This window comes from Microbacterium sp. p3-SID336, assembly GCF_025143365.1.
GTDB lineage: Bacteria > Actinomycetota > Actinomycetes > Actinomycetales > Microbacteriaceae > Microbacterium.
This window is the reverse complement of sequence record NZ_JALXPE010000002.1, coordinates 1-25059: the sequence shown is the minus strand read 5'-3', so window position 1 is coordinate 25059 and position 25059 is coordinate 1. Positions and strand designations below refer to the sequence as shown.

Genomic DNA, 25059 nt, shown 5'->3' with positions numbered 1-25059 from the left:
GGGGTGGACGCGGGGGAGGCGTGGGGTGGACGACGGTGGCGTGCGAGCCGTGCCGTCAGACGCGCCAGGGGGCGAGGACGCCGTCGAGGACGGCGAGGTGCGCGGCGGGCGGCTGCGGCTCCGTGACCTCGACGATCTGCTGCCCGTAGGTGATCGAGCGCAGCAGCGCCATCACCGCGTCGGTGGGGGTGTCGGCGCGCAGCTCGCCGCCGTCGACGGCCTCCGTCAGCGCGAGGCGGATGCTGTCCTGCCAGGTCGCGAGCGTGGGGGCGGCGGCATCGGGGGTGGCGGCGAGCGTGGCCAGGCGACCCCAGAAGCCGACCACGACATGCGCCTCGGTGCGGGTGCCCTCGTCGACCGGCAGCACCTCGCGCATGAGGGCGTCCAGTCGCGCCAGCCCGCGGAGCCCCTCCGTGGCGTCGGCGATGCGCTGGTCGGTGCGGCGGGTGACCTCGGCGGCGGCCGCGCGCACCACATCGTCGAAGCCGTCGAAGTAGTGCCACAGCGACCCGGTCGCCACGCCCAGCTCCTTCGCGACCGCGCGGGAGGAGACGCTCTCGTGCCCGTCGCGGGCGGCGACGGCGAGCAGCGCCTCGGCGATCTGCCGGCGGCGCTCATCGTGGTCGACGATGCGGGGCACCTGCCCATCTTGGCGCATCGTCGCCCTGGCTGCCCGCGAGGGATCCTGACTCGTGTCGGCGGCGCGCTGGGGGTCTAGCTATTTTGAGCGAGCGATCAATATACTGCGGCTGTGGAACACCTCGTCCCCGCAGCATCGTGGCTGATGGCCCTCGCGGCTCTCGTCTCGGCCGCTGCGTGCCTGGGCGCCTGGCGCGCGGTGCCCTGGCAGGGGAGGCAGTCCGCCCTCGTCATGGCGGCGGGGATGCTGCTGCTCGCCGTGGCGCCGCTCGAGCCGCTCGCGGCCTTGGCGCTGGGCGCCGTGCTCCTGGTCTCCGGCATGCTCGGCACCGCGGGCGTGCGCGGCACGGCCGCAGCCGCGACCTGCTGCCACCGCGCGCTCGTGTCGCTCGTGATGGCCGCGTGCGCTTTTCAGGGGGCGGTGGCACAGACGGCGGGCGAGGCGGTGACAGTGGCGGCGCAGGCGGCGGGCGAGGCGGTGACAGCGGCGGCGGTCGCCGACCCGGTGGCGTCGGTCGCCGGGGGTGCGGCGTCGGATGCGATGGGCGCGGTGGCGTCCGCGGTGACCGGGCACGCCGGGCACGGGCTCGATGGCGTGCTATCCGTGTTCGTGCTGGTCGGCGGCGCCGGAATGGTGCTGTGGACCGTGCTCTCCGCGTGGCTCGCGCCCTCGCTGCACCATGGCCGCACAGCGCGCCTGCTGGCCACCGAGTCGTGGGCGATGGCCGCGGGGGTTGCCGCGATGTGTATTGCGGGCTGAGCGGTGCGCGGTGCTCCGGTAGCGTGAGCGGATGCCCCTCGCCCTGATCACCGGCGCTGCGCGCGCGAACAGCATCGCCGCCGGCATCGTGCCGCGACTCCGACGGGCAGGATGGACCGTCGTGACCAGCGACCTGCGCGACGCCGACCATCTCGCCGACCTGTCGACGCCCGAGGGTCCGGAGGCGCTGATGGCCGAGGTCACCGCGACCCACGGCACGGTCTCGGCGTTGATCCTGAGCCACGCCCACGACGTCGAGTCGGGCATCCTCGACACGACCGCCGAGAGCTTCGACCGGCACATCGCCGTGAACGCCCGCGCGAGCCTGCTCCTCATCGCGGCCTTCGCGCGCCAGATCGGCGAGGACGGCGGAGCCGTCGTGGCGCTCACCAGCGACCACGTGACGGGCAACCTCCCCTACGGAGCCTCGAAGGGCGCGCTCGACCGGCTCGTGATCTCGGCCGCGCGCGAGCTCGGCCCGCGCGGCATCTCGGCGAACGTGCTGAACCCCGGACCCGTCGACACGGGCTGGATGGACGATGAGACCAGGTCGTCGCTCACCGCGATGACGCCCCGCGGCCGGCTGGGGCGCCCGGCAGACGTCGCCGCGGTCGTGGAGTTCCTGGTCTCCGAAGAGGGCCGCTGGATCTCCGGGCAGCTGCTGAAGTCCGACGGCGCCTTCTCCGCCCGCTACTGAGGGAGTGCTGCCGCCCGCTACTGAGGCCGCCCGACCACGTGTGTCACTGCGGCCGTGCGGCGGGTCGCACGAACCCCCACGCGGCGACGGCGGCCACCGCGGCGGCGAGCGTCATGGTCACGGCCATGGTCACCGCGTTCGTGCCGCCGACTCCGGCCGCGATCGGTGCGAGCACAGGCCCGAACAGGAAGGTCGACATCCCCAGCAGCGCCGAGGCGGTGCCCGCGCGCGAGCCGTGATGCGCGAGCGCGAGCGTCTGCCCGTTGGGGCCGCCGAGGCCCGAGCACAGCATGAAGCCGACGAGGGCGGCGACCACGCCCCACACCCCCGTGCCTGCGAGCGCGAGCACCAGGAAGGTCGCGGTGGCCAGGAGCGTCGCGCTGCTACCGGCGAGGTACACCCGGAGGGGGCCCCAGCGTCGTACCACGAGACGGCTCGTCTGACTGCCGGCGATGCTCGCGAGCGCCCCGGCCGCGAACGCCAGGCTGAACGACTGCGGACTCAGCCCGAACTCGTCCTGCAGCACGAACGACGACATCGACAGGTAGGTGAAGAACGCCACGCCGCCACCCGCCGAGGCGCACAGCACCGCGGCGAACAGCCGGTCGCGCAGCACCGCCCCCGCATGTCCGCCGAGGGCGCGCAGACCGCCGCCATGCCGCGCCTCCGGCGGCAGCGTCTCCGGCAGGGCGAGCACGACCACCGCCAGCAGCAGCACGCCGATCCCGGCCAGCACGCCGAAGATCCCGCGCCAGTCCATGACCCTCGCGAGCTGACCGCCCACCACGGGCGCGATGATCGGCGCGGTGCCCGAGACGAGGAACAGCAGCGACAGCATGCGCGACAGCTCGACGCCCTCGAACTGATCCCGCGCGATCGCCAGGCAGATCACGATGCCGGCGGATCCGGCGAGACCCTGCAGGAAGCGGGCGAGCAGCAGCAGCTCGATGCTGGGCGCGACGGCGCACACGGCCGAGAGCACGGCGAATGCCGCCACTCCCGCCATCAGCGGGCGTCGTCGTCCCAGCCGGTCGCTGAGCGGACCCGCGACCAGCTGGCCGAGCCCGAGCCCGATCATGCAGGCCGACATGGTGACCTGGGCGAGGGCCTCGGTGGTGCCGAGCGACGCGGCGAGCTGCGGCAGCTGGGGGAGGTACAGGTCCATCGACAGCGGTCCGAACGCCTCCAGCATGCCCAGCACCAGCATCGCTTTGAGCGTGCCCATGCGGGCGGGGCCGCCCCGCGCCGGGAGGCTCATCCGTCCAGGCGCAGCACGCGGCGCAGCCAGCTCTCGCGCGCGGCGACGGCGGCTCGCGACACCTCGGCGTCCGGCGAGAACCCGGCGAACCCGTGATACCCGCCCGCCCACACGTGCAGCTCGGCCTGACCGCCGGTCGCCCAGATGCGCAGCGCATAGTCGACGGCCTCGTCGCGGAACGTCTCGGCGGCGCCCACCTCGATGAACGCGGGGGCGAGTCCGGAGAGATCTGCCGCCCTGGCCGGCGCGGTATAGGGGGAGACGCGGTCGGTGAAGCGGTCGGTCCCCGCGATCGCGTCCCACGCGGTGTCGTTGTTGTTGCGGTCCCACGCGCCGAAGCCGTCGTACTGCCGGGCCGACGGCGTCTCGTTGCGGTCGTCGAGCATGGGGCAGCCGAGGAGCTGTCCGGCCAGGCGGGGGCCTCCGCGATCCCGCGAGATCAGGGCGACCGCGGCCGACAGCCCGCCGCCCGCGCTCTGCCCGGAGGCGACGATGCGGTCGGGATCGATGCCGAGCTCCTCGGCGTGCGCAGCCATCCACTCCAGCGCGGCATAGCAGTCCTCGGCCTGCGCCGGTCCCGGATGCTCGGGGGCCAGGCGGTACTCCACGGCCACGCCGACCACCCCGTGCCGTTCGGCCAGGTCGATCAGCTCGGCGGTGCCGAAGAACCGGGTGCCGAGCACCATGCCGCCGCCGTGGATCGAGAGCACCGCCGGTGCGGACCCCGTCGCGGGGCGGGAAGGGCGGACGACCGTGATCTCGATATCCGGTGCGCCCGCGGGCCCGGGGATGACCCGGTCCTCCCAGGTCACCGCGCGGCCCTCGGCCTGCACGGCCATCGGTGGGATGATCGTGGCGAAGTAGTCGCGGTTCGCGTGGATCGTGTCCGCACGCAGGGGGATGATCTCGACCAGGCCGACGAAGGCGTCGAGCCCGGCGACGAGCTCCGGGTCGTAGGGGACGGGGCGCGGCGCGGTCATGCCTCGGCCCGCCAGATGCGGCGCAGCCAGGAGGCCCGGGCGGCGAGGGCGGCGCGGGTGATCTCGGCGTCCGGCATGTACATGTCGAATCCGTGCGCGCCGCCGCCCCAGACGTGCAGCTCGGCCTGACCGCCGGTCGCCCAGATGCCGAGGGCGTAGGCGGTGTCCTCGTCGCGGAACATCTCGGCCTCGCCCACCTCGATGTACGCGGGCGGGAGGCCGGACAGGTCCGTGGCCCTGCTCGGGGCGGCATAGGCGGGGGCCTCGACGCTGAACGCGAGGTCGTCGCCGAGCACGCACGACCAGGCGAGCAGGTTCATGTCCCGCTGCCAGGTGCCGATGCCGTCGTACTGGCGGCTGGCCGCGGAGGTGTTGGTGTTGTCGATCATGGGGCACAGCAGCAGCTGCCCCGCCATCGCGGGGCCTCGACGGTCGCGCGCCATCAGGGCGACCGCAGCCGTGAGCCCGCCGCCCGCGCTGCCGCCGCCGACGACGATGCGGTCGGGGTCGATCCCGAGCTCGGCGGCGTGCGCATGCGTCCAGACGAACGCCGCGTAGCAGTCCTCGACGCCCGCGGGGTAGGGGTCCTCCGGCGCGAGACGGTATTCCACGTTCACGGCGACGACGCCGTGCTCCGCGACGATGTCGACCACGCGGCCGGTCTCCCAGGAGCGATGGCCGACGATCATGCCGCCGCCGTGGATGTTGACGAATCCGGGCAGCACGGCGCCCTCGCTGCCCGCCGGGCGGAACACGGTCACCTCGATGTCCGGCGCGCCGTCGGGGCCGGGGATGACGCGGTCCTCCCACGTGACGGCCCGGCCGGCGATGACGGCGTCGTTGTCGGGGAACATCCGGTCGACGCCGACCCGCGGCAGCGTGGCACGGGTCAGGGCGGGCTGCGGGTTCTTCGCGATCTCGTCGAGCACGGCCTGCACCTCGGGATCGAAGGGCACGGGCGTGAGGGTGGGGCGGCCGGCGGCGGTGGCGGTCATCGGGTCTCCTGGATCATGGGGGCTACGGGTGCGGGTGACGGAGCGGGGTCAGGGGCCCTCGGGATCGACCACGCCGCGGTCGGCCCAGAACGGCTCCACGAGACGGCGGAGCTCCGCCGCGCCGATGCGATCCACGAGCGCTGCCGCGTCGAGATTGGCGTGCAGCTGGGCGATGCGGGACGCGCCGAACAGCGTCGTGGTGAGGGCGGGGTGGGTGAGCGTGAACGCGATGCCGAGCTGTGCGGGGGTCGTCTCGAGCGACTCCGCGAGCGCGGTGAACGCGGGCACGTCCGCGATGATCCGCTCGCGGATGTCTCCGGGATCGCGGCCGATCTGGCGGTCGCCGTTGACGGTGCCGGCGAGGACACCGCCCTCCAGACAGTCCGACGCCTGCAGCGTGAGGCCCTGCTCCCACAGCCGCGCGAACGGCTCCCCGTCGGGGATCGAGCGCCGGGCGACGCTGTACTTCAGCTGCGCGATCTGCGGGCCGGCCACACCTTCCGCCGCGGCGAGATCGATCAGCCGCTGAATGCTCGAGGCCGACCAGTTGTTCACGCCCCAGGCACGGATGAGTCCCGCATCGGCGAGTCGTGCGAGGTCGAGCACGAGGTCGCGCAGGTCGAGGTCGTCGCGGCGCAGGTCGCCGAGGATCACGAGATCCGCGTGCTCGACGCCCACCCGCATCAGTGCGTTCTCGAGCTGCGGGCGGAACCCGTCGGCGCCGAATGCCTCCAGCCACAGCTTCGACGACAGCAGCCACTCGTCGCGGCGCAGGCCGGCGGCGCGCACCATGGCCGAGAAGATCACGTCGGTGAAGACGGGAGGGGCGCCGGGCGCGGAGTACACGCCGACGTCGAACAGGTTCACGCCGCGTTCGGTGGCCTCGCGGAGCATGGTCACGGCGTCGGCGAAGTCCATCCGGTCGTAGGTGTGCCACGAGCCGAGCGAGAACAGGGAGGCGTGCAGGCCGCTGCGGCCGATCTCGCGGAGGGGGAGAGGGGTGGTGGTCATGATCTGCTCCTCAGAGGCTCGGGTCGATGACGGCCTTGACCTCATCGAGGTGATGCATGTGCGCGATCTTGGCGGACGCCTCGGCGAGGCCGACGGGGGCGCTGAAGAGGTCGTCCCACGGGAAGCGGTCGGCGAAGGCGGTGAAGAAGTCGATCGCGCGGGCGTAGTCGGAGATGTCGCCGTTGAGGGAGCCGACCACGGTCAGCTCCTTGCCCATGATCGTGCTGAGCGGGAAGCCGTCCCCGGCGGGTCCGGTCGAGCCGACGATCGCGATCGTGCCGCGCTGAGCGGCCATGCCGACCGCGTCGGGGCCGACGCTGGGAGCGCCCGCGAAGTCGAACACGTGGTCGGCCCCGAGTCCTCCGGTCAGGTCGAGGACCTGCTCCACGACAGGGCCGTCGCGGAAGTCGACGACGGCGTCGGCGCCGAAGCGCGCAGCCAGCTCCAGGCGCGCGGCGGGCGCCCCCACGGTGATGACCTGTCCGGCGCCCGCGATGGTCGCGACGGCCGTGGCGAAGATCCCGAGCGCGCCCGAGCCCTGCACCACGACGCGGGAGCCGGGGCGGATGCGGCCGGCGCGCTCGAACGCGCGGAGCACGGTCTTGGCGGCGCAGCCGGCCATCGACGCCCAGGTGTCCTTCACCGCGGCGGGCAGCAGGAGCTTGGCGGCGCCCGGGGTGACATAGGCGTACTCGGACAGTCCCGCGGTCGCGAACGGGGGCACGTCGGAGCGCTGCAGGAACCCGTAGCCCCGGCGGGAGCAGGCGACGGGCTCGCGCAGCACGACGCAGCCGTGGCATTCGCCGCAGGTCGACTCCGACCAGCCGATGCGGTCGCCGGGGGAGAGCGGACGGCCGAGGGCGTCGCGCGTGTCCGGCCCGGTCGCGACGATCTCGCCGACCATCTCGTGGCCCAGCACCATGGGCAGCATGCCGGGGAAGGTCATCCGGCCCTCCCAGATCTCGATGTCCGTGCCGCACAGAGTGGTGCAGGCGATGCGCACGAGGGCCGCGCCGGGCTCGATCTCGGCCGGCAGGGGGAGATCCTGCAGGGTCAGCGGCTCGCCGTGCGCGGTGAGCACGGCAGCCCGCGTCGACGTGGGCAGGGCGGTGACGGGCGGAGCCGGGGGAGCGGTGAGGGACATGCGGGTCTCCTGTGCGGTGGCGGTGGCGGTGGCGGTGGCGGTGGCGATGGCGGTGGCGGTGGCGGTGGCCGTGGGTCAGACGAGGAGCTGTCCGCCGTCGACGGGGACGGAGACGCCGGTGATGTGGCTGGCGGCGTCGCTGGCGAGGAACAGCACGAGCGGCGTCACCTGGTCGACCTCGGCGATGGTGCCGAGCGGGATCCGCGACTCCCAGGCGGCGCGCGCGTCGGGATTCGAGGCGAAGTCGGCGGTGAGCGGCGTGAGCACGGGTCCCGGCGCGACCGCGTTGACCCGCACCCCGAAGCCGGCGAGTTCGATCGCGGCGGTGCGGGTGAGGGCGTCGACCGCCGCCTTGGTGGCCTCGTAGTGGCCGAGCCCCGGCGTGGGCTGCCGCGCGCCGATGGAAGAGACGTTGACGATGCTGCCGCGGCCGGCCTCGGCGAGCAGCGCGCCGAAGACGCGGAGCATCAGGAAGGTGCCGCGCACGTTCACCCGCAGGGCGGCGTCGACCGCGTCGACCGGGACCTCCTGGAGCGTGCCGCCGCCGGCGACGACGCCCGCGTTGTTGACGAGCACGTCGAGCCCGCCCTCGCCGGCGATCCGGTCGGCGGCCTCGCGGACGGAGGCTTCATCGCCGATGTCGAGCGCGAGGGCGGTCGCCCCGATCTCGGCCGCGACGGCCTGTGCGGCGTCGGCGTTCACATCGCCCAGGAACACCTCGTCCCCGGCGTCGCGGAAGGCGGTGGCGATGCCGCGGCCGAGCCCGGAGGCTCCTCCGGTGACCAGGATGCGGCGCGGGGATGCGGTCATGTTCGTCCTCACTGACGGATGCTCTGACGGGATGTGTCCGTTATATTCTACAACCATAGAAAAACACAACCCTGTCCGTCCCGGTCGCTGAGCACCGCGCGCACGACGAGACGACGCACGCGAAGGAGCGTTCATGTCCGCACCCACCCACCCCCGCGTCCCCCTCGTGCCGAGCGGTGCGCCCGTGCCACCGCTCGCGCTCGGCTCGTGGAACACGTGGGACCGCATGGAGCGCGAGGAGGCGGTCGCGCTGATCCGCCGCGCGGTCGAGCTCGACGCCGGGTTCTTCGATGTCGCGTACTACAACATGGGCCCGCACGCCGAGAACTCGACCACTGACATCCTGTTCGGGCGGGCGCTGCGGGAGAGCGGGGTCGCCCGCGACGACATCGTGCTGTGCGGGAAGCTCTGGCTGTGGGACTGGCCGAACCAGGGCTTCCGTGCGCAGCTCGTCGAGTCGCTGGAGCGGGCGGGACTCGACCGCTTCGACACCCTCGTGGTCGGCGACTACCTCGCCGCCCCCGATCTGCCGCGGCTCGTGCACGACGTGAATGCCTTGATCGACGAGGGCCTCGTCGGCTCCTGGGGCATCAACAACTGGCGCATCGCCGATACGCACGCCGCGCTCGCGGAGGCCGAAGCCCGCGGACTGGTGGGTCCGGGCTTCGCGCAGCTGAAGTACGGCATCGCACGCCGGGCCATGGCCGAGGGTGAGGCCTACGGGCCACTGTTCGCCGACGGCACCCTCACCCTGCAGGCGTCGGACGTGTTCGAGGGCGGCATCCTCGCCACGGGCCGGGTGCCGCAGCGCAAGATCGGGGCCGACGTGGGCGGCATCCGCGACGCGATCGCCGCCGTGTACCCCGAGGTCGCCCGAGTGGCGGGGGAGTTCGGCGTGACGCCGGCCGCCTTGGGCATCGCCTTCTGCTTGGCGAATCCCGCCACCGCGAACGTGCTCTTCGGCGCCTCGCGCCTGTCGCAGCTGGAGCAGAACCACGCGGCCCTCGCGCTCGCCCGCGACCACGGTGCCGAGGTGCGCGCTGCCCTCGCGGAGTGCTGGGTCGACCGCGACGTGCGCCCGGACGGCGTGTGGTGACGCGGGTGGATCCGCCGGTGTCTGCGCGCTCGGTCAAGCCGGATGCGCGCTCGGACATCACCGGGGAGAGCGCTCGCGAAGAACGTGCTTGCGCTCTTTTTCCACGCATGTAGACTAACCAGCACGACACATCGAAGTGGCGTCGGATCCGGTCTCCGGTCAGCGGCTCTTCGAACCTTCTTCACCACCCCTGCACCCGAGAGAAGGAACCATGAAACGAATGCCCCTCGCGCTCGCCGCAGCAGCCGTGGCCGCGACCCTCGCGCTCACCAGCTGCAGCGGCGGCGGAACGCCCACGCCCTCCGAGGGCGGCGGCGCCGAAGGCCCCGACGCGCTCAACATCGGCAACTTCCTCGACGTCACGTCGTGGGACCCGTCACTCGCCGACATCGGCTTCGACGGCCCGTACCTGTCCGCGGTGTACGACGCCCTGATCGCCCTCGACGCCGAGGGCGACCCGATCCCCTCGCTCGCCACCGAGTGGACCGTCGCCGAGGACGACCTCAGCATCGACCTCGACATCCGCACCGACGCCGTGTTCAGCGACGGCAGCCCGGTCGACGTCGACGCGGTGATCGCGAGCCTCGAGTACCTCAAGGCCGGCGCCCGCTCGGGCGAGGCCTACGTCAACGTGTCCGCGTTCGAGAAGGTGGACGACGACACCGTGCGCATCGTCCTCACGCAGCGCGACGACACGATCCTCTACTTCATGGGTCTCGGGCGCAGTTACATCGCGTCTCCGGCCTCGATCGAGGCGGGCACGCTCGGCAGCGAGCCGATCGGCTCCGGCCCCTACGTGCTCGACAGCGCCACCAGCGTTCCCGGCGCCGAGTACCACTTCACCAGGGCCGAGGACCACTGGGACGCCGAGACGTACCCGTTCTCCGAGCTCGCCATCTACCCGATCACCGACGCGACCGCCCGCCACAACGCGATGCTCAGCGGACAGATCAACGTCCAGTACGGTGACGTCGCCAACCTGGAGCAGGCCGAGCAGCAGGGCTGGAACACCGCGCAGCGCGTGTCCGGCTGGGCAGGACTCGTCATCACCGACCACACCGGTGCGAAGAGCGAGCCGCTCGGCAAGCTCGAGGTCCGTCAGGCGCTGAACTACGCGTTCGACGGCGCCGCGATCCTCGCCGCGGTCGGCAGCGGTGCGGGTGTCGCCACCAACCAGGTGTTCCCGGACGGCGGCACCATCAACGACCCCGCTCTGAACGAGACCTACGCGTTCAACATGGACAAGGCCAAGGAACTGCTGGCCGACGCTGGCTACCCCGACGGCTTCTCGATCTCCATGCCGATGTCGCCCATCTTCGAGATGTGGAAGCCCTCGGCGGAGCAGGCCCTCAACGAGCTCGGCGTCACGGTCACCTGGGACAACATGCAGATGCCGGACTACCAGCTGAACGCGCCGAACTACCCGATGTTCATCTCGTTCCTGGCGATGGACGGCAACGACGTGGCCACGGTGGCCCGGCAGGTCACCAGCGTGCAGTGGTTCAACCCGGAGCCCGACTACGCGCAGAACGAGGTCATCGCTCCGCTCGTGGAGAAGGTGCAGACCGAGCGCGGCGACGCGCAGACCGCGGCCGTCAAGGAGCTCAACGAGGCCCTCGTCGACCAGGCCTGGTGGTCTGTCTGGTACCAGGCGAACAACATCTACTACACCGCCTCCGGCATCCAGCTGCAGCCGGTCGTGGGCATGATGTTCCCGACCCTGCGGTACATCACCAAGGGCTGACGCCCGTCGGGGCGGCCGCCCGCATCGGCCGCCCCGGCACCCTCCCCCTCCGACCCTCACTCCCGAGAGGCCCCCATGCTCCTGTTCACGGCGAAGCGGGTGCTGTCCGGCATCCTGCTGCTCGTCGCGGTCTCGATCGGCACCTTCTTCCTGGCGCACCTCGCGATCAGCGACCCGACCGCCTCCCTGCTCGGCACCACCGCGAGCCCCGCGCAGCAGGAGGCCCTGGCCGAGAAGATCGGCCTCGACCGCCCCCTCATCGTGCAGTTCTGGGACTGGTTCTCCCACGCCGTGCTGCTCGACTTCGGCGAGTCCTGGCGCAACTTCCAGCCCGTGGGGGCGCAGCTGGCGATCAAGGTCCCCGTCACGCTGTCGGTCGTCACGTTCGCGACGCTCATCACCGCCGTGATCGGCATCGCCTTCGGCATGATCACGGGCCTGCGGCCGGGCACCTGGTTCGACCGCATCATCAAGGGCGTCTCCGTGGTGCTGTTCGCGCTCCCCGGCTTCTGGGTGAGCCTCGTGCTCGTGATGTGGCTCGCCGTGCAGCTCAAGTGGTTCCCCGCGGTCGGGTACGTGCCGCCCACCCAGTCCGTGGAGGGCTGGCTGCGCTCGATCACGCTGCCCGCCATCTCGCTCGCGCTCGGCGGCATCGTCGCGGTGTCCGAGCAGCTGCGCAACGCCGTGATCGCGCAGAGCAGGCAGGACTGGGTGCGCACGCTCCGCAGCCGCGGCCTGTCGCCTGCCAGGGTCAACCTGCACATCCTCCGCAACGCCTCGCCGGCCGCGCTCACCGTGATCGCGCTGATGTTCGTGGGCCTGCTCTCCGGCGCGATCGTGGTGGAGCAGATCTTCAGCCTTCCCGGCCTCGGCCAGCTCACCAACCAGTCCTCGCAGAACGGCGACATCCCGATGCTCCTCGGCATCACCGTGATCTCCATCGTCTTCGTCGTCCTCATCAACCTCCTGCTCGACCTCGTGCTCGGCTGGATCAACCCGAAGGTGCGCGTCGCATGACCACGACAGACATCCGCGTCGCCTTCGACCGCGCCGCGCAGAAGCGCCGGTCGAGCCTGTTCCGACGCTTCCTGCGCCACCCGGGCGGCATCATCCCGCTCGCGATCTTCGTGCTCATCGTGCTGGTCGGCGTGTTCGCGCCGCTGCTCGCGCCGATGGACCCGAACCTCGTCGATCTCGCGGCCGCCAAGGCGCCGCCGTCGCCCGAGCACCTCCTCGGCGGCGACTCGACCGGCCGCGACATCCTCAGCCGCCTCATCTACGGCACCCGCACCACGCTGTGGGGCGCGCTCATCACGATCGTCACCGCGCTCGTGATCGGCGTCCCGGCCGGTGTCGCCGCCGGTTACTTCGGCGGGGTGTTCGACCGCGTCGCGACCTGGATCAGCGACGCGCTGCAGTCCATCCCCGGCATGATCATCCTGCTCGTGGTCGCCGCCGGCAGCCGCAACAACTTCGAGCTGCTGATGGCCACGGTCGGCGTGTTCATGGTGCCGGGGTACTTCCGCATCGCCCGCTCGCAGACCCTCGCGGTGCGCAGCGAGCCGTACATCGACGCGGCCCGCGTCTCCGGACTCTCGGACGGACGCATCATCTTCCGCCACGTGATCAAGGCCGTGTACCCGCCGGTCATCATCCAGACCGCCCTCACCGCGGGCATCGCCATGGGCATGCAGGCGGGGCTCCAGTTCCTCGGCATCGGCGACTCGAACGTGCCGAGCTGGGGCGCCATGATGCTCGAGGGCTTCCGCCTCATGCTCACCTACCCGCTCATGCTGCTGTGGCCCTCCGCGGCCCTCGGGCTGACGATCGCGGTGCTCGCCATCATGGGCTCCACGCTCGCCGAGCTCGTGCAGGTCCGCACTCCGCGGGCCTCCCGCCGCCGCAGCCGCGCGTCCCGTCGCGCCGCATCGGTCGGGTCGACTCCGTCCGCCGCCTCGGTGGCCCTGGACGCGTCCGCCCTCACCGCCACGGCAGCCCCGGCCGCGTCCGGCCTGACCGCATCCGCGCCCCCCGCCGCGGGAGCCCCGGGATCGACCGGCGCGACCGCATCCGCCACCGGGACCTCCGCCGCTTCCGGTTCGACGCGTCACGAGGCCGCGGCCTCCGCGCTCCGGGTCGAGAACCTCCGGGTCGTGCACGCCACCCCCACGGGGGAGACCGAGGTCGTGCACGGCGTCACCCTCGACGTGGCGCCCGGCGAGGTCGTCGGCATCGTCGGCGAGTCCGGCTCCGGCAAGTCGCAGACCGTGTTCTCGGTGCTCGACCTGCTGCCGTCGACCGGCCGCGCGACCGCCGACGCCATCTGGGTGGGCGGCACCGACGTGACCACGGCCACCCCGCGGCAGCGGCAGGCTCTGCTCGGTCGCACGATCGGCTACGTCCCGCAGGAGCCGATGAGCAACCTCGACCCGTCGTACACGATCGGGCACCAGCTCGTCGAGCCGCTGCGCCGGACGCACGGCCTCAGCAAGACGGCCGCCAGGCAGCGCGCCCGCGACATGCTGCGGCGTGTGGGGCTGACCGACCCCGACCGGGTCATGCGCAGCTACCCGCACCAGGTGTCCGGCGGCATGGCGCAGCGCGTCCTCATCGCGGGCGCCATCGCCGGACGCCCCTCGCTGCTGGTCGCCGACGAGCCCACCACGGCGCTCGACGTGACCGTGCAGGCGGAGGTCCTGGAGCTCCTCCGCGAGCTGCAGGCCGAATACGGCATGGCGCTGCTCATCGTGACCCACAACTTCGGGGTCGTGGCCGACATCTGCGACCGCGTGATCGTGATGCGCGGAGGCGACATCGTCGAGTCGGGGCCGGTCGACGATCTGTTCGCGGCACCGACCCAGGAGTACACGCGGGAGCTGATCGCCGCCTCGCTCGACGACGCCGAGGGGCGCGCCGAACTCGACCGCCACCGCACGGAGGTGCCCGCATGACCGCAGCGCAGCAGAGCAGCCCGCTGCTCGAGGTGCAGGACCTGGTGGTCGAGTACGGCCGCGGACGGCACGCGTTCCGCGCGCTGCACGGCGTCTCGCTCGACATCGCGCCGGGAGAGTGCCTGGGCCTGGTCGGCGAGTCCGGCTCGGGCAAGTCGACGCTCGGCAAGGCCATCCTCGGGCTCGCGCCCGTCACGGGAGGCGGCATCCGCTTCGACGGCCGCGAGATCAGCGGGCTCGGCCGTCGTGCCCGCCGCGCCCTCGCCGACGACGTGCAGGTCGTGTTCCAGGACCCGTACGGATCGCTGAATCCGGCGATGACGATCGGCGACATCCTCGCGGAGCCGCTGCTGACCGCCGGGATCGGCGCGAAGGCGGCCGACGCGAAGGTGCGCGACATGCTCGACCGCGTGCGGCTGCCGTCCACCAGCATGGACCGCTACCCGAGCGAGTTCTCCGGCGGGCAGCGCCAGCGCGTCGCCATCGCCCGCGCCCTCGTCCGCGGCCCCCGGCTCATCGTGTGCGACGAGCCCGTGAGCGCGCTCGACCTCACCACGCAGGCGACCATCCTCGACCTGTTCATCGAGCTGCAGCGCGACACCGGAGTGGCATACCTGTTCGTGTCGCACGACCTGGGCGTGGTGCGACGCGTCTGCCACCGCGTGGCCGTGATGTACCGCGGCGAGCTCGTGGAGGTCGGCGAGGGGGAGCAGGTCACGCGTGAGCCCCGGCACCCCTACTCCGAGCGGCTGCGGCTCGCCTCGCCCGTGGCCGACCCCGTCGCGCAGCGGGAACGACGGCGGCAATGGCTCGCTCTGCGGGAGGTGCCCGATGCGGCGGTACGGTAGCTCCAGGCCGGAACTCGCCACACCCCGGACTCGGCCGGAAGGACGCCATGCCGAAGATCATCGACCACGACCAGCGTCGACGGGACATCGTCGAGGTGGCCAAGAGCATCATCCTGAAGGGCGGCTTCGAGGCCGCGACGATGCGCAGCATCGCGGCGGAGGCCGGCTTCGCGAACGGGGCTCTGAAGCACTACTTCCCCGGCAAGGAGAGCATCGTCGCGGCGACGTTCGAGACGATCCTGCAGCAGATGTCCGAGGGCGTGCAGGCGGCGGGTGCGGAGCCGGTCGCGGCGGACGACGCCCTGCGGGGCTTCCTGCAGGCGACCATTCCCCGCGACCGGGAGCAGATCGCCGCGGGGCGGGTGCTGCTGGCGCTGTGGGAGTACGCGATGGCGAACGAGTCCCTCGCGGAGCTGTACCGCGGGCACCTCGCGTCGTGGCGGGCCTCTCTCATCGAGCGGATGACGGCGGCACGCGACGAGGGATCGATCCGCGATCAGGACTACGGCCCGCTGGCCGACGAGTTCATCTCGGCGGCGGTCGGCGCCACGGTCATCAACCTCATGTACCCGGACGGCGACCGCCTCGCCGACTATCAGAGCTTCATCGACCGGTTCCTGGCGCGACTCCGCTGATCGCGGTGCGTCGGTCCGGAGAGGACGACGCATCATGAACAGCCCCCTGTCCCTCACGCGCACGCCCGGCAGCGGTCGTCCCGTCGTCTTCCTGCACGGGCTCGCCTCGAGCGGTGTGCAGGACTGGCCGGATGCCGAATGGGCGACCGCGCTCGACGGGCGTCCGCGCCTGGTGCTCGACCTGCCGGCGCACGGCGACAGCCCCGCGCTCGGCACCGCGCCGACCGCGGCCGTGCTCGACGCGCTCGCGGCGACGATCGGCGACGAGGAGGTCGACCTGGTCGGCTACTCGCTCGGCGCGCGGCTCGCGTGGGATCTGGCGCAGCACCGGGGCGTGTCCGTGCGGCGGCTGGTGCTCGGCGGCCTCAGCGCGGGGGAGCCCTTCGCGCTGGTGGATCTGACCGCGGCGCGCGCGGCGGTGGCCGGTGGGCCCGCGCCGACGGATCCGCTCACGGGCATGATCGTGCAGATGGCCGCGATGCCGGGCAATCGTCCCGTCGAGCTGCTGGACCTGATCGAAGGGCTCGCCGCGGAGCCGTTCGCCCCGGAGGCCGGTGTTCCGTCGCAGCCGGTGCTGCTCATCGGCGGTGCGGACGATGCGATGGCGGCGGGCATCGATGGCCTGGCCGCTCTCCTTCCCCACGCCCGCGTGCACCGGGTGCCCGGTGACCATCTCGCGGCGCTGCACGATCCGGCGTTCCGCACGGCCGCGCGCGACTTCCTCGCCGACTGATCTCCGAGCCGAGTCTCCGGCTTCCCCTGCTCTTTATTTCCCACGTCTGTAGACAATCGAAAGGCACTCCTCATGACCGACACCCCCACGCCGGACGCCGCGCGCATCCTCGACATCGCCACCGGCTACATGGCCGCCAAGCAGCTGTTCCAGGCCAGCAGGATCGGCCTGTTCGCCGCCGTCGCGAGCGGAGCGGACACCGCCGCGGCGATCGCGGAGCGCTGCGGAGTGAGCGAGCGCATCGCCCGCCTGCTCGCCGATGCCATGGCGGCGAAGGGCCTGCTCAGCCGCAGCGACGGCCGCTACGCCCTCGAGGCCGACGCCGCGGCCTACCTGACCGGGGGCGACGCGGTCATCGACCTCGCGCCCTTCCTCACCTTCCTCGACGAGATCAGCTACCCCCACTGGCTGCAGTTCGCGCACACGGTCGACACGACCGAGCCAGGCGACCTGCAGATGGACGACGCGCGCTGGGGCACGTTCATGGCCGGCGTCATGACCTACAACCGCCTGCACGCCCAGGAGTTCGGCCGCCTCGTCGACCTCTCCGGCGCGACCAGGGCGCTCGACTTCGGCGGGCTCTCGGCCGAGTTCGCGCTGTCGGTCATGGCCCGCAACCCGCAGCTGCACACGACCTTCGTCTACGCCCCCGGCTTCGAGGACGGCGTGGCCGAGGCCGTCGAGGCGGCAGGGGTCGCCGACCGCGCGTCCGTCGAGGTGGGCGAGACGGCGACCGCCACCCCGGAGGGCGCGTATGACGCGGTGTTCGCGAACCACGTGATCCACCGCTTCTCCGCCGAGGAGAACGCGCAGATCTTCCGCAACCTGCGTGCGGCGGCGGCCGACGGCGCGACGCTCACCGTGCTCGACTTCTTCCTCGACGACGATGCCGAGCAGCGCGCGCTCGACGCCCTGCACGCGGGGGAGTACCTGGTCATCGACGGCACCGTGGTGTACCCGGAGGTGCAGGTGCGCGGCTGGCTGAGCGACGCCGGCTGGTCGGTGCGCGACACGGTCGCTCTGCCCGGGAGCCCGCGGGTGCTGGTGGCCACCGCGGTGTAGCACCGCGGTCACAGACTGGTCCGAGGGGGATCAGAGGCGGGCGGCATGCGTGAACATGCCGCCCGCCGTTTTCGCGTGCGGGCGGCGTGGTTCGCGCACGCCCCGCGGCATCCTCCGCGGACCGCGGCATCCTCCGCGGACCGCCGTGCGGGCGAGAGCGGGCAGGATCCGCTGGTCAGTCGCGGGCGTAGACCGTGCGGCCGTCGACGATCGTGCGCTCCACCGTCAGGTCCGCGAACGCGCGGCCGGCGGCGAGCGGGTCCTCGTCGAGCACCGTGAGATCGGCGACCCTGCCGGGCTCGAGCGTGCCCTTCCAGCGTGCGGCGCCGTCCTGGCGGGCGGCCTCCGTCGTCATGGACCGCAGGAGTCGCCGGCGCGTGTGCACGTCGTCGCGCGCTCCGGCTGCCGTCACGAGCTGCAGCGACGCGTCGAGGCTGGGGCGCCAGTCGGGCGTGGCGATGGGGGCGTCGCTTGTCAGCGTGGTGAGCACTCCGGAGACGAGCATCTCGGCGAGCGGCCAGGCGGCGGCCGTGCGCGCCTCACCCAGCTGCGCCTCCGCCCAGGAGTGGGTGTGCGTCGCGATCAGGGGCTGTACCGCGAAGCCCGCCCCGACGGCGCGCATCCGTGCGATCTGCGCAGGAGTGGCGAGGTCGCCGTGCACGACGTAGTGCGGCCCGGGCGCCGGTGGGGCGTCGTTCAGCCGTTCCAGCACCCCGAGGAACTCGGCGATGGAGCGGTCGCCCGTGGCGTGCACCGCGATCTGAAGGCCTCGCGCCGCGGCGAGCTCGACCATGCGCTGGAAGGCCGAGAGCGGATCGGCATCGCCACGCGTGAGCAGGTGCCCCGTGGTCCCGTCTGCGTAGGGCTCCGCCGTCCACGCGGTCGCGAGGGGCGGGATGCCGTCCGCGAAGATCTTCACCCCGGGGATCGCGAGCCAGCGCGGGTCGGTGTCCGGTGGCGGGACCTGGATGCCGGCGGCGAAGTCGTCGAGCGTGCTCTCGCCGTCGATGGTGCCGAACAGGCGCAGCAGCGTGACGCGGGAGGTCTGTCCGCCCTCGCGGTGCAGCTGCACGTAGGCGTCGAGCATGTCGCTGCCGAAGCATCCGGTCTCGCCTGCGTCCTCCCCGGGGCCGATGCCCGGTTCGGTGTAGCTCGTGATGCCGAGCTCGGCGAGCAGCCGCCACGCGCGGCGGAGGGTGCTCCGGCGTTCGCCGGCGGTGGCGACGAGGCGCCCGGAGGGCTGCTGCTCCGGCGGGGTGTCCGAGAAGAACAGGTGCGGCCAGCGAGCGCCGAGCCAGGCGGCGTGCAGGTGCGCGTCGTTGATGCCGGGGACCGCGGTGCGGCCGTCGAGCTCCACGGTGGCGCGGGCGGGCAGGGCTTCGGCGTCGGCGTCGACCGCGACGACCACGCCGTCGCGCACGGCGATCGCGGTGGCGACGCTGTCGTGCTCGTCGAAGGTGTGGATGCGGCCGCCGCGGAGGAGGAGGTCGGCGTCGTCGCCGGGGAGTGCAGTGCTCATTATTCCACCAGTGTAGACGTAAAACTCGCGTCGGCGGGAGGCGGCGCACCCGGCGATTCGGCGGGGCGCCGCGCGGCTTGTACGCTGGAGGCATCCCCCGATCCACCCGGCAACCTCGCGCGCGCCGGCGACCTCGGCGCGCGCTCACACATGCAAGGACGCAGATGAACGATTCCGCGGCACCCCGCGACGAATGGACGGCGAGCGAAGAGCTGGCGGAGCGGATGATCCCGCTCATCGGGGCACTCAAGCGCGACCGCGACGTGGTCACCTCGCTGCACGGGCACCGGCTGCTCGGCCTCTCGGCCACCGGTCTCGTGGAGATGCACGATCGCGTGGCCCAGCTCGGCCACGAACGGCTCGCCCTCGAGGACAGCCTCGCCGTGCTGGAGGCCATCCACGCACTCGCTCCCGGCGCCTCCTCGCTCGACGTGGCACGGCTCGTGGAGGGGCACGCCGCCAGCGGCCGCCCGCTCGACGAGTACCTGGCCGAGGCGCTCGCCCCCGCGGTCGGCGCGGTCGCTGCGGAGCCCACCGACGTCGTGCTCTACGGCTTCGGGCGCATCGGGCGCCTGCTGGCGCGCATCCTCATCGCCCACACGGGCGGCGGCAGCGGGCTGCGCCTGCGTGCGATCGTGGTGCGCCGTGGATCCGAGAACGACCTGGTCAAGCGCGCCTCGCTCCTGCTGCGCGACTCGGTGCACGGGCGCTTCGCAGGCTCCGTCACGGTCGACGAGGAGGCCGAGCAGATCATCGCGAACGGCACCCGCATCCAGGTGATCTACTCCGACGACCCCGCGTCGATCGACTACACGGCCTACGGCATCCGCGACGCGATCGTCGTGGACAACACCGGCCGCTGGCGCGACGAGGCCGGCCTGTCGCAGCACCTCCGCTCGACCGGGGTCGCGCGCGTGCTGCTGACGGCGCCGGGCAAGGGCGCGCTCAAGAACATCGTGCACGGCATCAACGACTCCTCGGTCACCCCCGAGGACCGCATCGTGTCGGCCGCCTCCTGCACGACCAACGCGATCACGCCTGTGCTCGCCGCGATCGACGAGGCCTACGGCGTCGTGAAGGGGCACGTGGAGACCGTGCATTCGTTCACGAACGACCAGAACCTGATCGACAACTTCCACAAGGGCGACCGCCGTGGGCGCTCCGCCGTGCTGAACATGGTCATCACCGAGACCGGCGCGGCCAAGGCCGTCGCCAAGGCGCTGCCGCAGCTGGAGGGTCGGCTCACCGGCAGTGCGATCCGGGTGCCGACGCCGGACGTGTCGCTCGCGGTGCTGCACCTCACGCTGGAGCGCCCCGCGACGAAGGAGCAGGTCAACGACTACCTGCGCCGGGTGTCGCTGCACTCCAAGCTGCGCCAGCAGATCGACTATGTGGAGAGCCCCGAGGTCGTCTCGACGGACTTCGTCGGGTCGCACCGCGCTGGGATCGTCGACGGCCTGGCGACCATCGCCGACGAGAACACAGTCATCCTCTACGTCTGGTACGACAACGAGTTCGGCTACTCGTGCCAGGTGATCCGCGTGCTGGAGGTCATGGCCGGCTCGCACCCGGTCGTGCTCCCCGAGCGGCGCACGGTCACGCTCCAGGCCTGAGGCGCCCCGGCGCCCGCTTCCCGTTCGCCCGCCGTCGCGGGCGGCGGGGGGCGAATGAGGGTGGGGCCCGGCATGATGAGGGCATGCAGATCACCCGATGGCGGGACGAGCGCCTCCGCGCGCACCGGCTGACCGCGCCCGCACGCGATGTGACAGCGGCTGCGGCGCACCTGCTCGCCGTGCAGAGCCAGGACTTCACCGCGGGCCGCTGGGCGCTCGCGCTGCGCACCAGGGGAGACGTGCGGCTGCGCGACGTGGACGCGGCGTTCGACAGGGGCGAGCTCGTGCGCGCGTGGACCATGCGCGGCACGCTGCACACGGTGCCGGCGCAGGACCTCGGCTGGGTGCTGGAGGTCACGGCCGCCCGGCAGCGGCAGCAGGCGGCCTCGCGACAGCGTCAGCTGGGCATCGACGACGACATGATCGCCGCGGCCGTCGTGGCGCTGACCCCGCGGCTGCGGGAGGGCGGCCTCACCCGCAGCGAGGTGTTCACGGTGCTGGAGGGCATCGGCATCGACCCGTCGGGGCAGCGCGGCATCCACCTGCTGTTCGAGCTCACGATCGCCGGAGTCGTGGTGCAGGGCCCGGTCGCGGCGCGCGACGGCATCACTCGCGAGCAGCGGTTCGTGCTGGTCGAGGAGCACATCCGCGCGCACACGCGCCCGGAGGACCCGCTGGCCGAGCTGTTCGTGCGGTACATCGAGGGGCACGGGCCCGCCGGGGTCGCCGACTTCGCGTGGTGGTCCGGGCTCACGCTCGGGCAGTCGCGCGAGGCGCTGCAGCGCGCGGCCGGACGCGTGACCGAGATCGAGGAGGGGGTGTTCGCGGGGGCCTCGCGGCCCCGCCGTGCCGCGAAGGCGCCGACCGTGTACGCGCTCGGCGCCTTCGACGAGTACTACATCTCCTACGCCGACCGCACGGTCGCGTGCGCGCCCGCCCACCTCGCCGCGGTCGGCCCGGGGAAGAACGGGATGGTGCGCGCGACCGTCGTGGAGCGAGGACGTGTCATCGGCTGCTGGACGCACGCGGCCGCCGCGCACACCACCGAGCCCGAGCTGTTCGAGGAGCCGGAGGATCCGGAGGCGGTGGCCGCGGCGCTCGCCCGCTTCGCCGCGTTCATCGCCTGAGCCTGTCCGACCGAGCCCGCGGCCGGGTCACTCGCTGGCGTGGCGGCCCAGGAAGTTGTACACCTCGTTGTCGTCCACACCGGGGAACGCGCCCCGGGGCAACGGCGAGAACATGTGGGTGTGCACGCGGGCGCTCGGCCACGCGCGACCGGCCCAGCGCTCCGTGAGCTCGGGGGAGGGGCGGCGGCAGCACGCCTCGTCCGGGCAGGTCGACACCGCGCGGTCGGTGGTCTCGCGGCCGCGCCACCAGCGGGCGTCGTCGAACGGCACGCCCACCGTGACCGAGAACTCGCCCTCGGTCGAGGAGCCGGTCTGGGTCGAGCACCAGAACGTGCCGGAGGGCGTGTCCGTGTACTGGTGGTGCTCCACCGTGCGGTTCTGCTGCGTGAACGCGGAGCGCGCCTGGAAGCGGCGGCACACCCGCTGCCCTTCGACCGCCCCCGTGACGTCCATGGGCAGCGGCAGTCCGTCGTTCTCGTACACGCGGGTGAGGGCGCCGGTGGAGTCCACCCGCAGGAAGTGCAGGGACATGCCCAGGTGCTGCGTGAGGAGGTTGGTCATGCGCATGCCGGCCGCCTCGTGCGTCACGCCGAAGCCGTCGCGGAAGTCCTCGACCGCGAGGTTCCTGTCCTTCTTGGCCTGCTGTAGGAACGCGACCGCGGCGGTCTCCGGCATCAGGCAGCACGCGGCGAAGTAGTTGATCTCCAGGCGCTGCTGCAGGAAGTCGGCGTAGTCGGTGGGCGGGGTGTGCCCGAGCAGCCGGTGCGCCATGGCCTGCAGCGCCATCGACCGCAGGCCGTGCCCGCCGGGGATGGACGCGGGCGGCAGGTAGATGCGGCCGTTCTCCAGGTCGGTGACCGAGCGCGTGGAGTGCGGGAGGTCGTTGACGTAAATGAGCTCGAAGCCGAGCTTCTCGGCCATGATGCTCACCGTGCGGTGGGTCAGGGCGCCCTGCACGTGACCGGCGGCCTTCAGCTGCTTCTCGGCGAGCTTCTCGATCTCGGGCAGGTAGTTGTTCTGCGCGCGCATCCGCAGGCGCAGCTCGGTATTGGCGCGACGGGCCTCCTCCGGGGTGGCGATGGCCTCCTTCTCCCGTCGCTGCAGCTCGTGGTGCAGGCCCAGGATCGACTCGATGGTCTCATCGCTCATGCCCTTGGTCACCCGCACGGGGGCGACGCCGAGCTGGCGGAAGACGGGGCTCTCCTGGGCGCGCTCGAGCTCGATCTCGAGGGCGGCGCGGCGGTTCGGCGGCTCGCCCGAGATGAGATCGGTGACCTCGGTGCCGGTGGCCTGGGCGATCGCCTGCAGCAGCGACAGCTTGGGCTCGCGCTTGCCGTTCTCGATCAGGCTGAGCTGCGAGCCGGCGACTCCGACGACGGCGCCGAGCTCGTCGAGCGTGAACCCCTTCTCCAGGCGGTGGTGGCGGATGCGGTGGCCGAGGGTCGTGAGGTGGATTCCTGAGGGCGCCATGGTTTTGAGTGTAGCGAAAGAATCTAGATTCTTTCGGCTCTATTCGGCCGAAAGTCGTGCGCGACCGGCGCGAGGATTGAGGCAACGCCCCACACTTCTAAGGAGCAGTCATGGCCATGGCCGAAGTCATCACCCCCCGCACGTCCCCCGTCGGTACGACGCGCACGTTCGGCACTGCTCCCGCGTATGACACTCCCGCGATGGCGGAACTGAAGGCGTGGGTCGAGGAGATCCGCGCGCTCACCCAGCCCGACGCGGTGCACTGGGTGGACGGCTCGCGTGCCGAGAACGACTGGCTGCTGCGCGGCCTGGTCGACGAGGGCAAGCTCATCAAGCTGAACCCCGAATGGCGCCCCGGCTCGTACCTCGCCCGCTCGCACCCCAGTGACGTCGCCCGCACCGAGGGGCGCACGTTCATCGCCTCCGAGCGCGAGGAGGACGCAGGTCCCACGAACAACTGGGCGGATCCCGCCGAGATGCGCGAGACCATGAACGGCATCTTCGAGGGCTCCATGCGGGGTCGCACGATGTACGTCGTGCCGTTCTCGATGGGCCGCGTCGGCGGTCCGCTCTCGCACATCGGCGTGCAGGTCACCGACAGCGCCTACGCCGTCGCGTCGATCGGCATCATGACGCGGGTCGGCGACGCCGTGACGCGGCAGATCGCCGAGGGCGCCCCGTGGGTCAAGACCGTGCACTCGGTCGGCGCGCCGCTCGCCGCGGGTGAGCCGGACGTGGAGTGGCCCTGCAACGACGAGAAGTACATCGTGCACTTCCCGGAGACGCTCGAGGTGTACTCCTACGGCTCCGGCTACGGCGGCAACGCCATCCTCGCGAAGAAGTGCTTCGCGCTGCGCATCGCCTCGGTGATCGCCCGCGACGAGGGCTGGCTCGCCGAGCACATGCTTCTGATCCGGGTGATCGACCCGCAGGGCAAGGCCTACCACGTCGCGGCCGCGTTCCCCTCGGCCTGCGGCAAGACGAACCTCGCGATGCTGCGACCGACGATCCCGGGCTGGAAGGTCGAGACGCTCGGTGACGACATCGCGTGGATCCGTCCCGGTGAGGACGGCAGGCTCTGGGCCATCAACCCCGAGGCGGGCTTCTTCGGCGTCGCCCCCGGCACCGGCGAGTCGACCAACGTCACGGCGGTCGAGACGCTGTGGGGCAACACGATCTTCACCAACGTCGCCCTCCGCCCGGACGGCGACGTGTGGTGGGAGGGCCTGACCGACGAGGCGCCCGCACAGCTCATCGACTGGGAGGGCAACGAGTGGACGCCCGACTCCGGTCGCCCGGCGGCGCACCCCAACTCCCGCTTCACGGTGTCGGCGGCGCAGTGCCCGCAGATCTCCGAGGACTGGGAGGAGGCCGTGCCGCTCGACGTCATCCTCTTCGGCGGTCGTCGCGCCAGCAACGTGCCGCTCGTGGTCGAGGCCACCGACTGGACGCACGGCGTGTTCCTCGGCTCGAACATCTCGTCCGAGCGCACGGCGGCGGCGGAGGGGACGGTCGGCGAGCTGCGCCGCGATCCCTTCGCGATGCTGCCGTTCTGCGGCTACAACATGGCGGACTACTTCGGTCACTGGCTCAAGGTCGGCCGCGGTCTGCGCTTCGACCGTGCACCGCGCATCTTCCAGGTGAACTGGTTCCGCCGCGGGGCTGACGGGCGCTTCCTGTGGCCCGGTTTCGGCGACAACTCGCGCGTCGTGGACTGGATCATCCGCCGCATCGCGGGGGAGGTCCCTGCGGTGGACAGCCCCATCGGGCGGCTCCCGCGCGTGGAGGACCTCAACCTGGAGGGCCTCGACGTGCCGGCGGACGACCTGGAGGAGCTGTTCTCCGTCGACCCGGAGGCCTGGAAGACCGAGGCGGACCTGACCGAGGAGTTCTACGACACCTTCGGCGACCGCGTCCCCGCAGCGCTGCGCACCGAGCTGGCGTCGCTGCGCTACCGGCTGGCGAAG

Annotated in this window: 22 protein-coding genes; 13 read left to right on the top strand and 9 right to left on the bottom strand. The window is 72.1% G+C overall.

The features are described 5' to 3' along the window. Window positions 1-55 precede the first annotated feature (55 nt). On the bottom strand, window positions 56-640 hold the full coding sequence (locus tag M3C17_RS00870) for a TetR/AcrR family transcriptional regulator (protein ID WP_259975728.1): 585 nt from the start codon (window positions 638-640) through the stop codon (window positions 56-58). Between the two features lie 111 nt (window positions 641-751). Between M3C17_RS00870 and M3C17_RS00865 the strand changes: the two genes are divergently transcribed. Further along, window positions 752-1399, top strand: coding sequence for a hypothetical protein (locus M3C17_RS00865; RefSeq protein ID WP_259975727.1), 648 nt, complete (start codon window positions 752-754; stop codon window positions 1397-1399). A gap of 31 nt (window positions 1400-1430) precedes the next feature. Continuing rightward, window positions 1431-2096, top strand: coding sequence for an SDR family oxidoreductase (locus tag M3C17_RS00860; RefSeq protein ID WP_259975726.1), 666 nt, complete (start codon window positions 1431-1433; stop codon window positions 2094-2096). Between the two features lie 43 nt (window positions 2097-2139). Here M3C17_RS00860 and M3C17_RS00855 read toward each other — a convergent pair whose 3' ends face one another. The 6 genes from M3C17_RS00855 to M3C17_RS00830 form a co-directional block, all read right to left on the bottom strand. Next, window positions 2140-3354 carry a multidrug effflux MFS transporter gene (locus M3C17_RS00855; protein ID WP_259975724.1) on the bottom strand — a complete coding sequence of 405 codons (1215 nt, stop codon included), beginning with the start codon at window positions 3352-3354 and terminating at the stop codon, window positions 2140-2142. Next, a complete protein-coding gene (locus tag M3C17_RS00850; RefSeq protein ID WP_259975723.1) occupies window positions 3351-4334 on the bottom strand; it encodes an alpha/beta hydrolase in 984 nt (327 codons plus the stop codon). The genes M3C17_RS00855 and M3C17_RS00850 overlap by 4 nt, the downstream gene beginning before the upstream one ends. Continuing rightward, a complete protein-coding gene (locus tag M3C17_RS00845) occupies window positions 4331-5329 on the bottom strand; it encodes an alpha/beta hydrolase (protein ID WP_259975721.1) in 999 nt (332 codons plus the stop codon). Before M3C17_RS00845 ends, M3C17_RS00850 begins: the two co-directional genes overlap by 4 nt. A 48-nt stretch (window positions 5330-5377) precedes the next feature. Next, complete coding sequence (locus M3C17_RS00840) at window positions 5378-6340, bottom strand: aldo/keto reductase (RefSeq protein ID WP_259975720.1); 963 nt, start codon at window positions 6338-6340, stop codon at window positions 5378-5380. Window positions 6341-6350: 10 nt separating this feature from the next. Further along, window positions 6351-7484 carry a zinc-binding dehydrogenase gene (locus tag M3C17_RS00835; RefSeq protein WP_259975719.1) on the bottom strand — a complete coding sequence of 378 codons (1134 nt, stop codon included), beginning with the start codon at window positions 7482-7484 and terminating at the stop codon, window positions 6351-6353. Between the two features lie 75 nt (window positions 7485-7559). Next, on the bottom strand, window positions 7560-8294 hold the full coding sequence (locus tag M3C17_RS00830; protein ID WP_259975718.1) for an SDR family NAD(P)-dependent oxidoreductase: 735 nt from the start codon (window positions 8292-8294) through the stop codon (window positions 7560-7562). A gap of 133 nt (window positions 8295-8427) precedes the next feature. Between M3C17_RS00830 and M3C17_RS00825 the strand changes: the two genes are divergently transcribed. From M3C17_RS00825 to M3C17_RS00790, 8 genes are all read left to right on the top strand, one after another. Further along, window positions 8428-9390, top strand: a complete 963-nt coding sequence (locus tag M3C17_RS00825) for an aldo/keto reductase (protein ID WP_259975716.1) — start codon at window positions 8428-8430, stop codon at window positions 9388-9390. A 211-nt stretch (window positions 9391-9601) separates the two neighbouring features. Next, window positions 9602-11134, top strand: a complete 1533-nt coding sequence (locus M3C17_RS00820) for an ABC transporter substrate-binding protein (protein ID WP_259975714.1) — start codon at window positions 9602-9604, stop codon at window positions 11132-11134. A gap of 75 nt (window positions 11135-11209) precedes the next feature. Then, window positions 11210-12151 carry an ABC transporter permease gene (locus M3C17_RS00815; RefSeq protein ID WP_259975713.1) on the top strand — a complete coding sequence of 314 codons (942 nt, stop codon included), beginning with the start codon at window positions 11210-11212 and terminating at the stop codon, window positions 12149-12151. Continuing rightward, the gene (locus tag M3C17_RS00810) at window positions 12148-14085 is read left to right on the top strand and encodes a dipeptide/oligopeptide/nickel ABC transporter permease/ATP-binding protein (protein WP_259975711.1); all 1938 of its coding nucleotides are present in this window, start codon (window positions 12148-12150) and stop codon (window positions 14083-14085) included. The genes M3C17_RS00815 and M3C17_RS00810 overlap by 4 nt, the downstream gene beginning before the upstream one ends. Continuing rightward, window positions 14082-14933: an ATP-binding cassette domain-containing protein gene (locus M3C17_RS00805; RefSeq protein WP_259975709.1), complete on the top strand. Its 852-nt coding sequence runs from the start codon at window positions 14082-14084 to the stop codon at window positions 14931-14933. The genes M3C17_RS00810 and M3C17_RS00805 overlap by 4 nt, the downstream gene beginning before the upstream one ends. A gap of 47 nt (window positions 14934-14980) precedes the next feature. Next, window positions 14981-15568, top strand: a complete 588-nt coding sequence (locus M3C17_RS00800; protein WP_259975708.1) for a TetR/AcrR family transcriptional regulator — start codon at window positions 14981-14983, stop codon at window positions 15566-15568. A gap of 34 nt (window positions 15569-15602) precedes the next feature. Next, window positions 15603-16301 carry an alpha/beta fold hydrolase gene (locus M3C17_RS00795; RefSeq protein ID WP_259975707.1) on the top strand — a complete coding sequence of 233 codons (699 nt, stop codon included), beginning with the start codon at window positions 15603-15605 and terminating at the stop codon, window positions 16299-16301. A gap of 72 nt (window positions 16302-16373) precedes the next feature. Next, window positions 16374-17363 carry a methyltransferase dimerization domain-containing protein gene (locus M3C17_RS00790; protein WP_259975706.1) on the top strand — a complete coding sequence of 330 codons (990 nt, stop codon included), beginning with the start codon at window positions 16374-16376 and terminating at the stop codon, window positions 17361-17363. Between the two features lie 175 nt (window positions 17364-17538). Here the strand turns inward: M3C17_RS00790 and M3C17_RS00785 are convergent, their stop codons facing one another. Continuing rightward, window positions 17539-18882 carry an amidohydrolase gene (locus tag M3C17_RS00785; protein ID WP_259975705.1) on the bottom strand — a complete coding sequence of 448 codons (1344 nt, stop codon included), beginning with the start codon at window positions 18880-18882 and terminating at the stop codon, window positions 17539-17541. Between the two features lie 164 nt (window positions 18883-19046). Between M3C17_RS00785 and M3C17_RS00780 the strand changes: the two genes are divergently transcribed. Both M3C17_RS00780 and M3C17_RS00775 read left to right on the top strand, forming a co-directional pair. Beyond that, window positions 19047-20495 carry a glyceraldehyde-3-phosphate dehydrogenase gene (locus M3C17_RS00780; RefSeq protein ID WP_259975704.1) on the top strand — a complete coding sequence of 483 codons (1449 nt, stop codon included), beginning with the start codon at window positions 19047-19049 and terminating at the stop codon, window positions 20493-20495. Between the two features lie 83 nt (window positions 20496-20578). Further along, window positions 20579-21622, top strand: a complete 1044-nt coding sequence (locus M3C17_RS00775; protein ID WP_259975702.1) for a winged helix DNA-binding domain-containing protein — start codon at window positions 20579-20581, stop codon at window positions 21620-21622. 27 nt (window positions 21623-21649) lie between these two features. On the opposite strand, the gene M3C17_RS00770 is transcribed toward M3C17_RS00775, so the two are convergent. Then, window positions 21650-23092 (bottom strand): XRE family transcriptional regulator, encoded by a 1443-nt coding sequence (locus M3C17_RS00770; RefSeq protein ID WP_259975701.1) that lies wholly within the window; start codon window positions 23090-23092, stop codon window positions 21650-21652. Window positions 23093-23202: 110 nt separating this feature from the next. Here M3C17_RS00770 and M3C17_RS00765 point away from each other — a divergent pair. Beyond that, the coding region (locus M3C17_RS00765; protein ID WP_396819428.1) for a phosphoenolpyruvate carboxykinase (GTP) at window positions 23203-25059 on the top strand (1857 nt) is incomplete at its 3' end.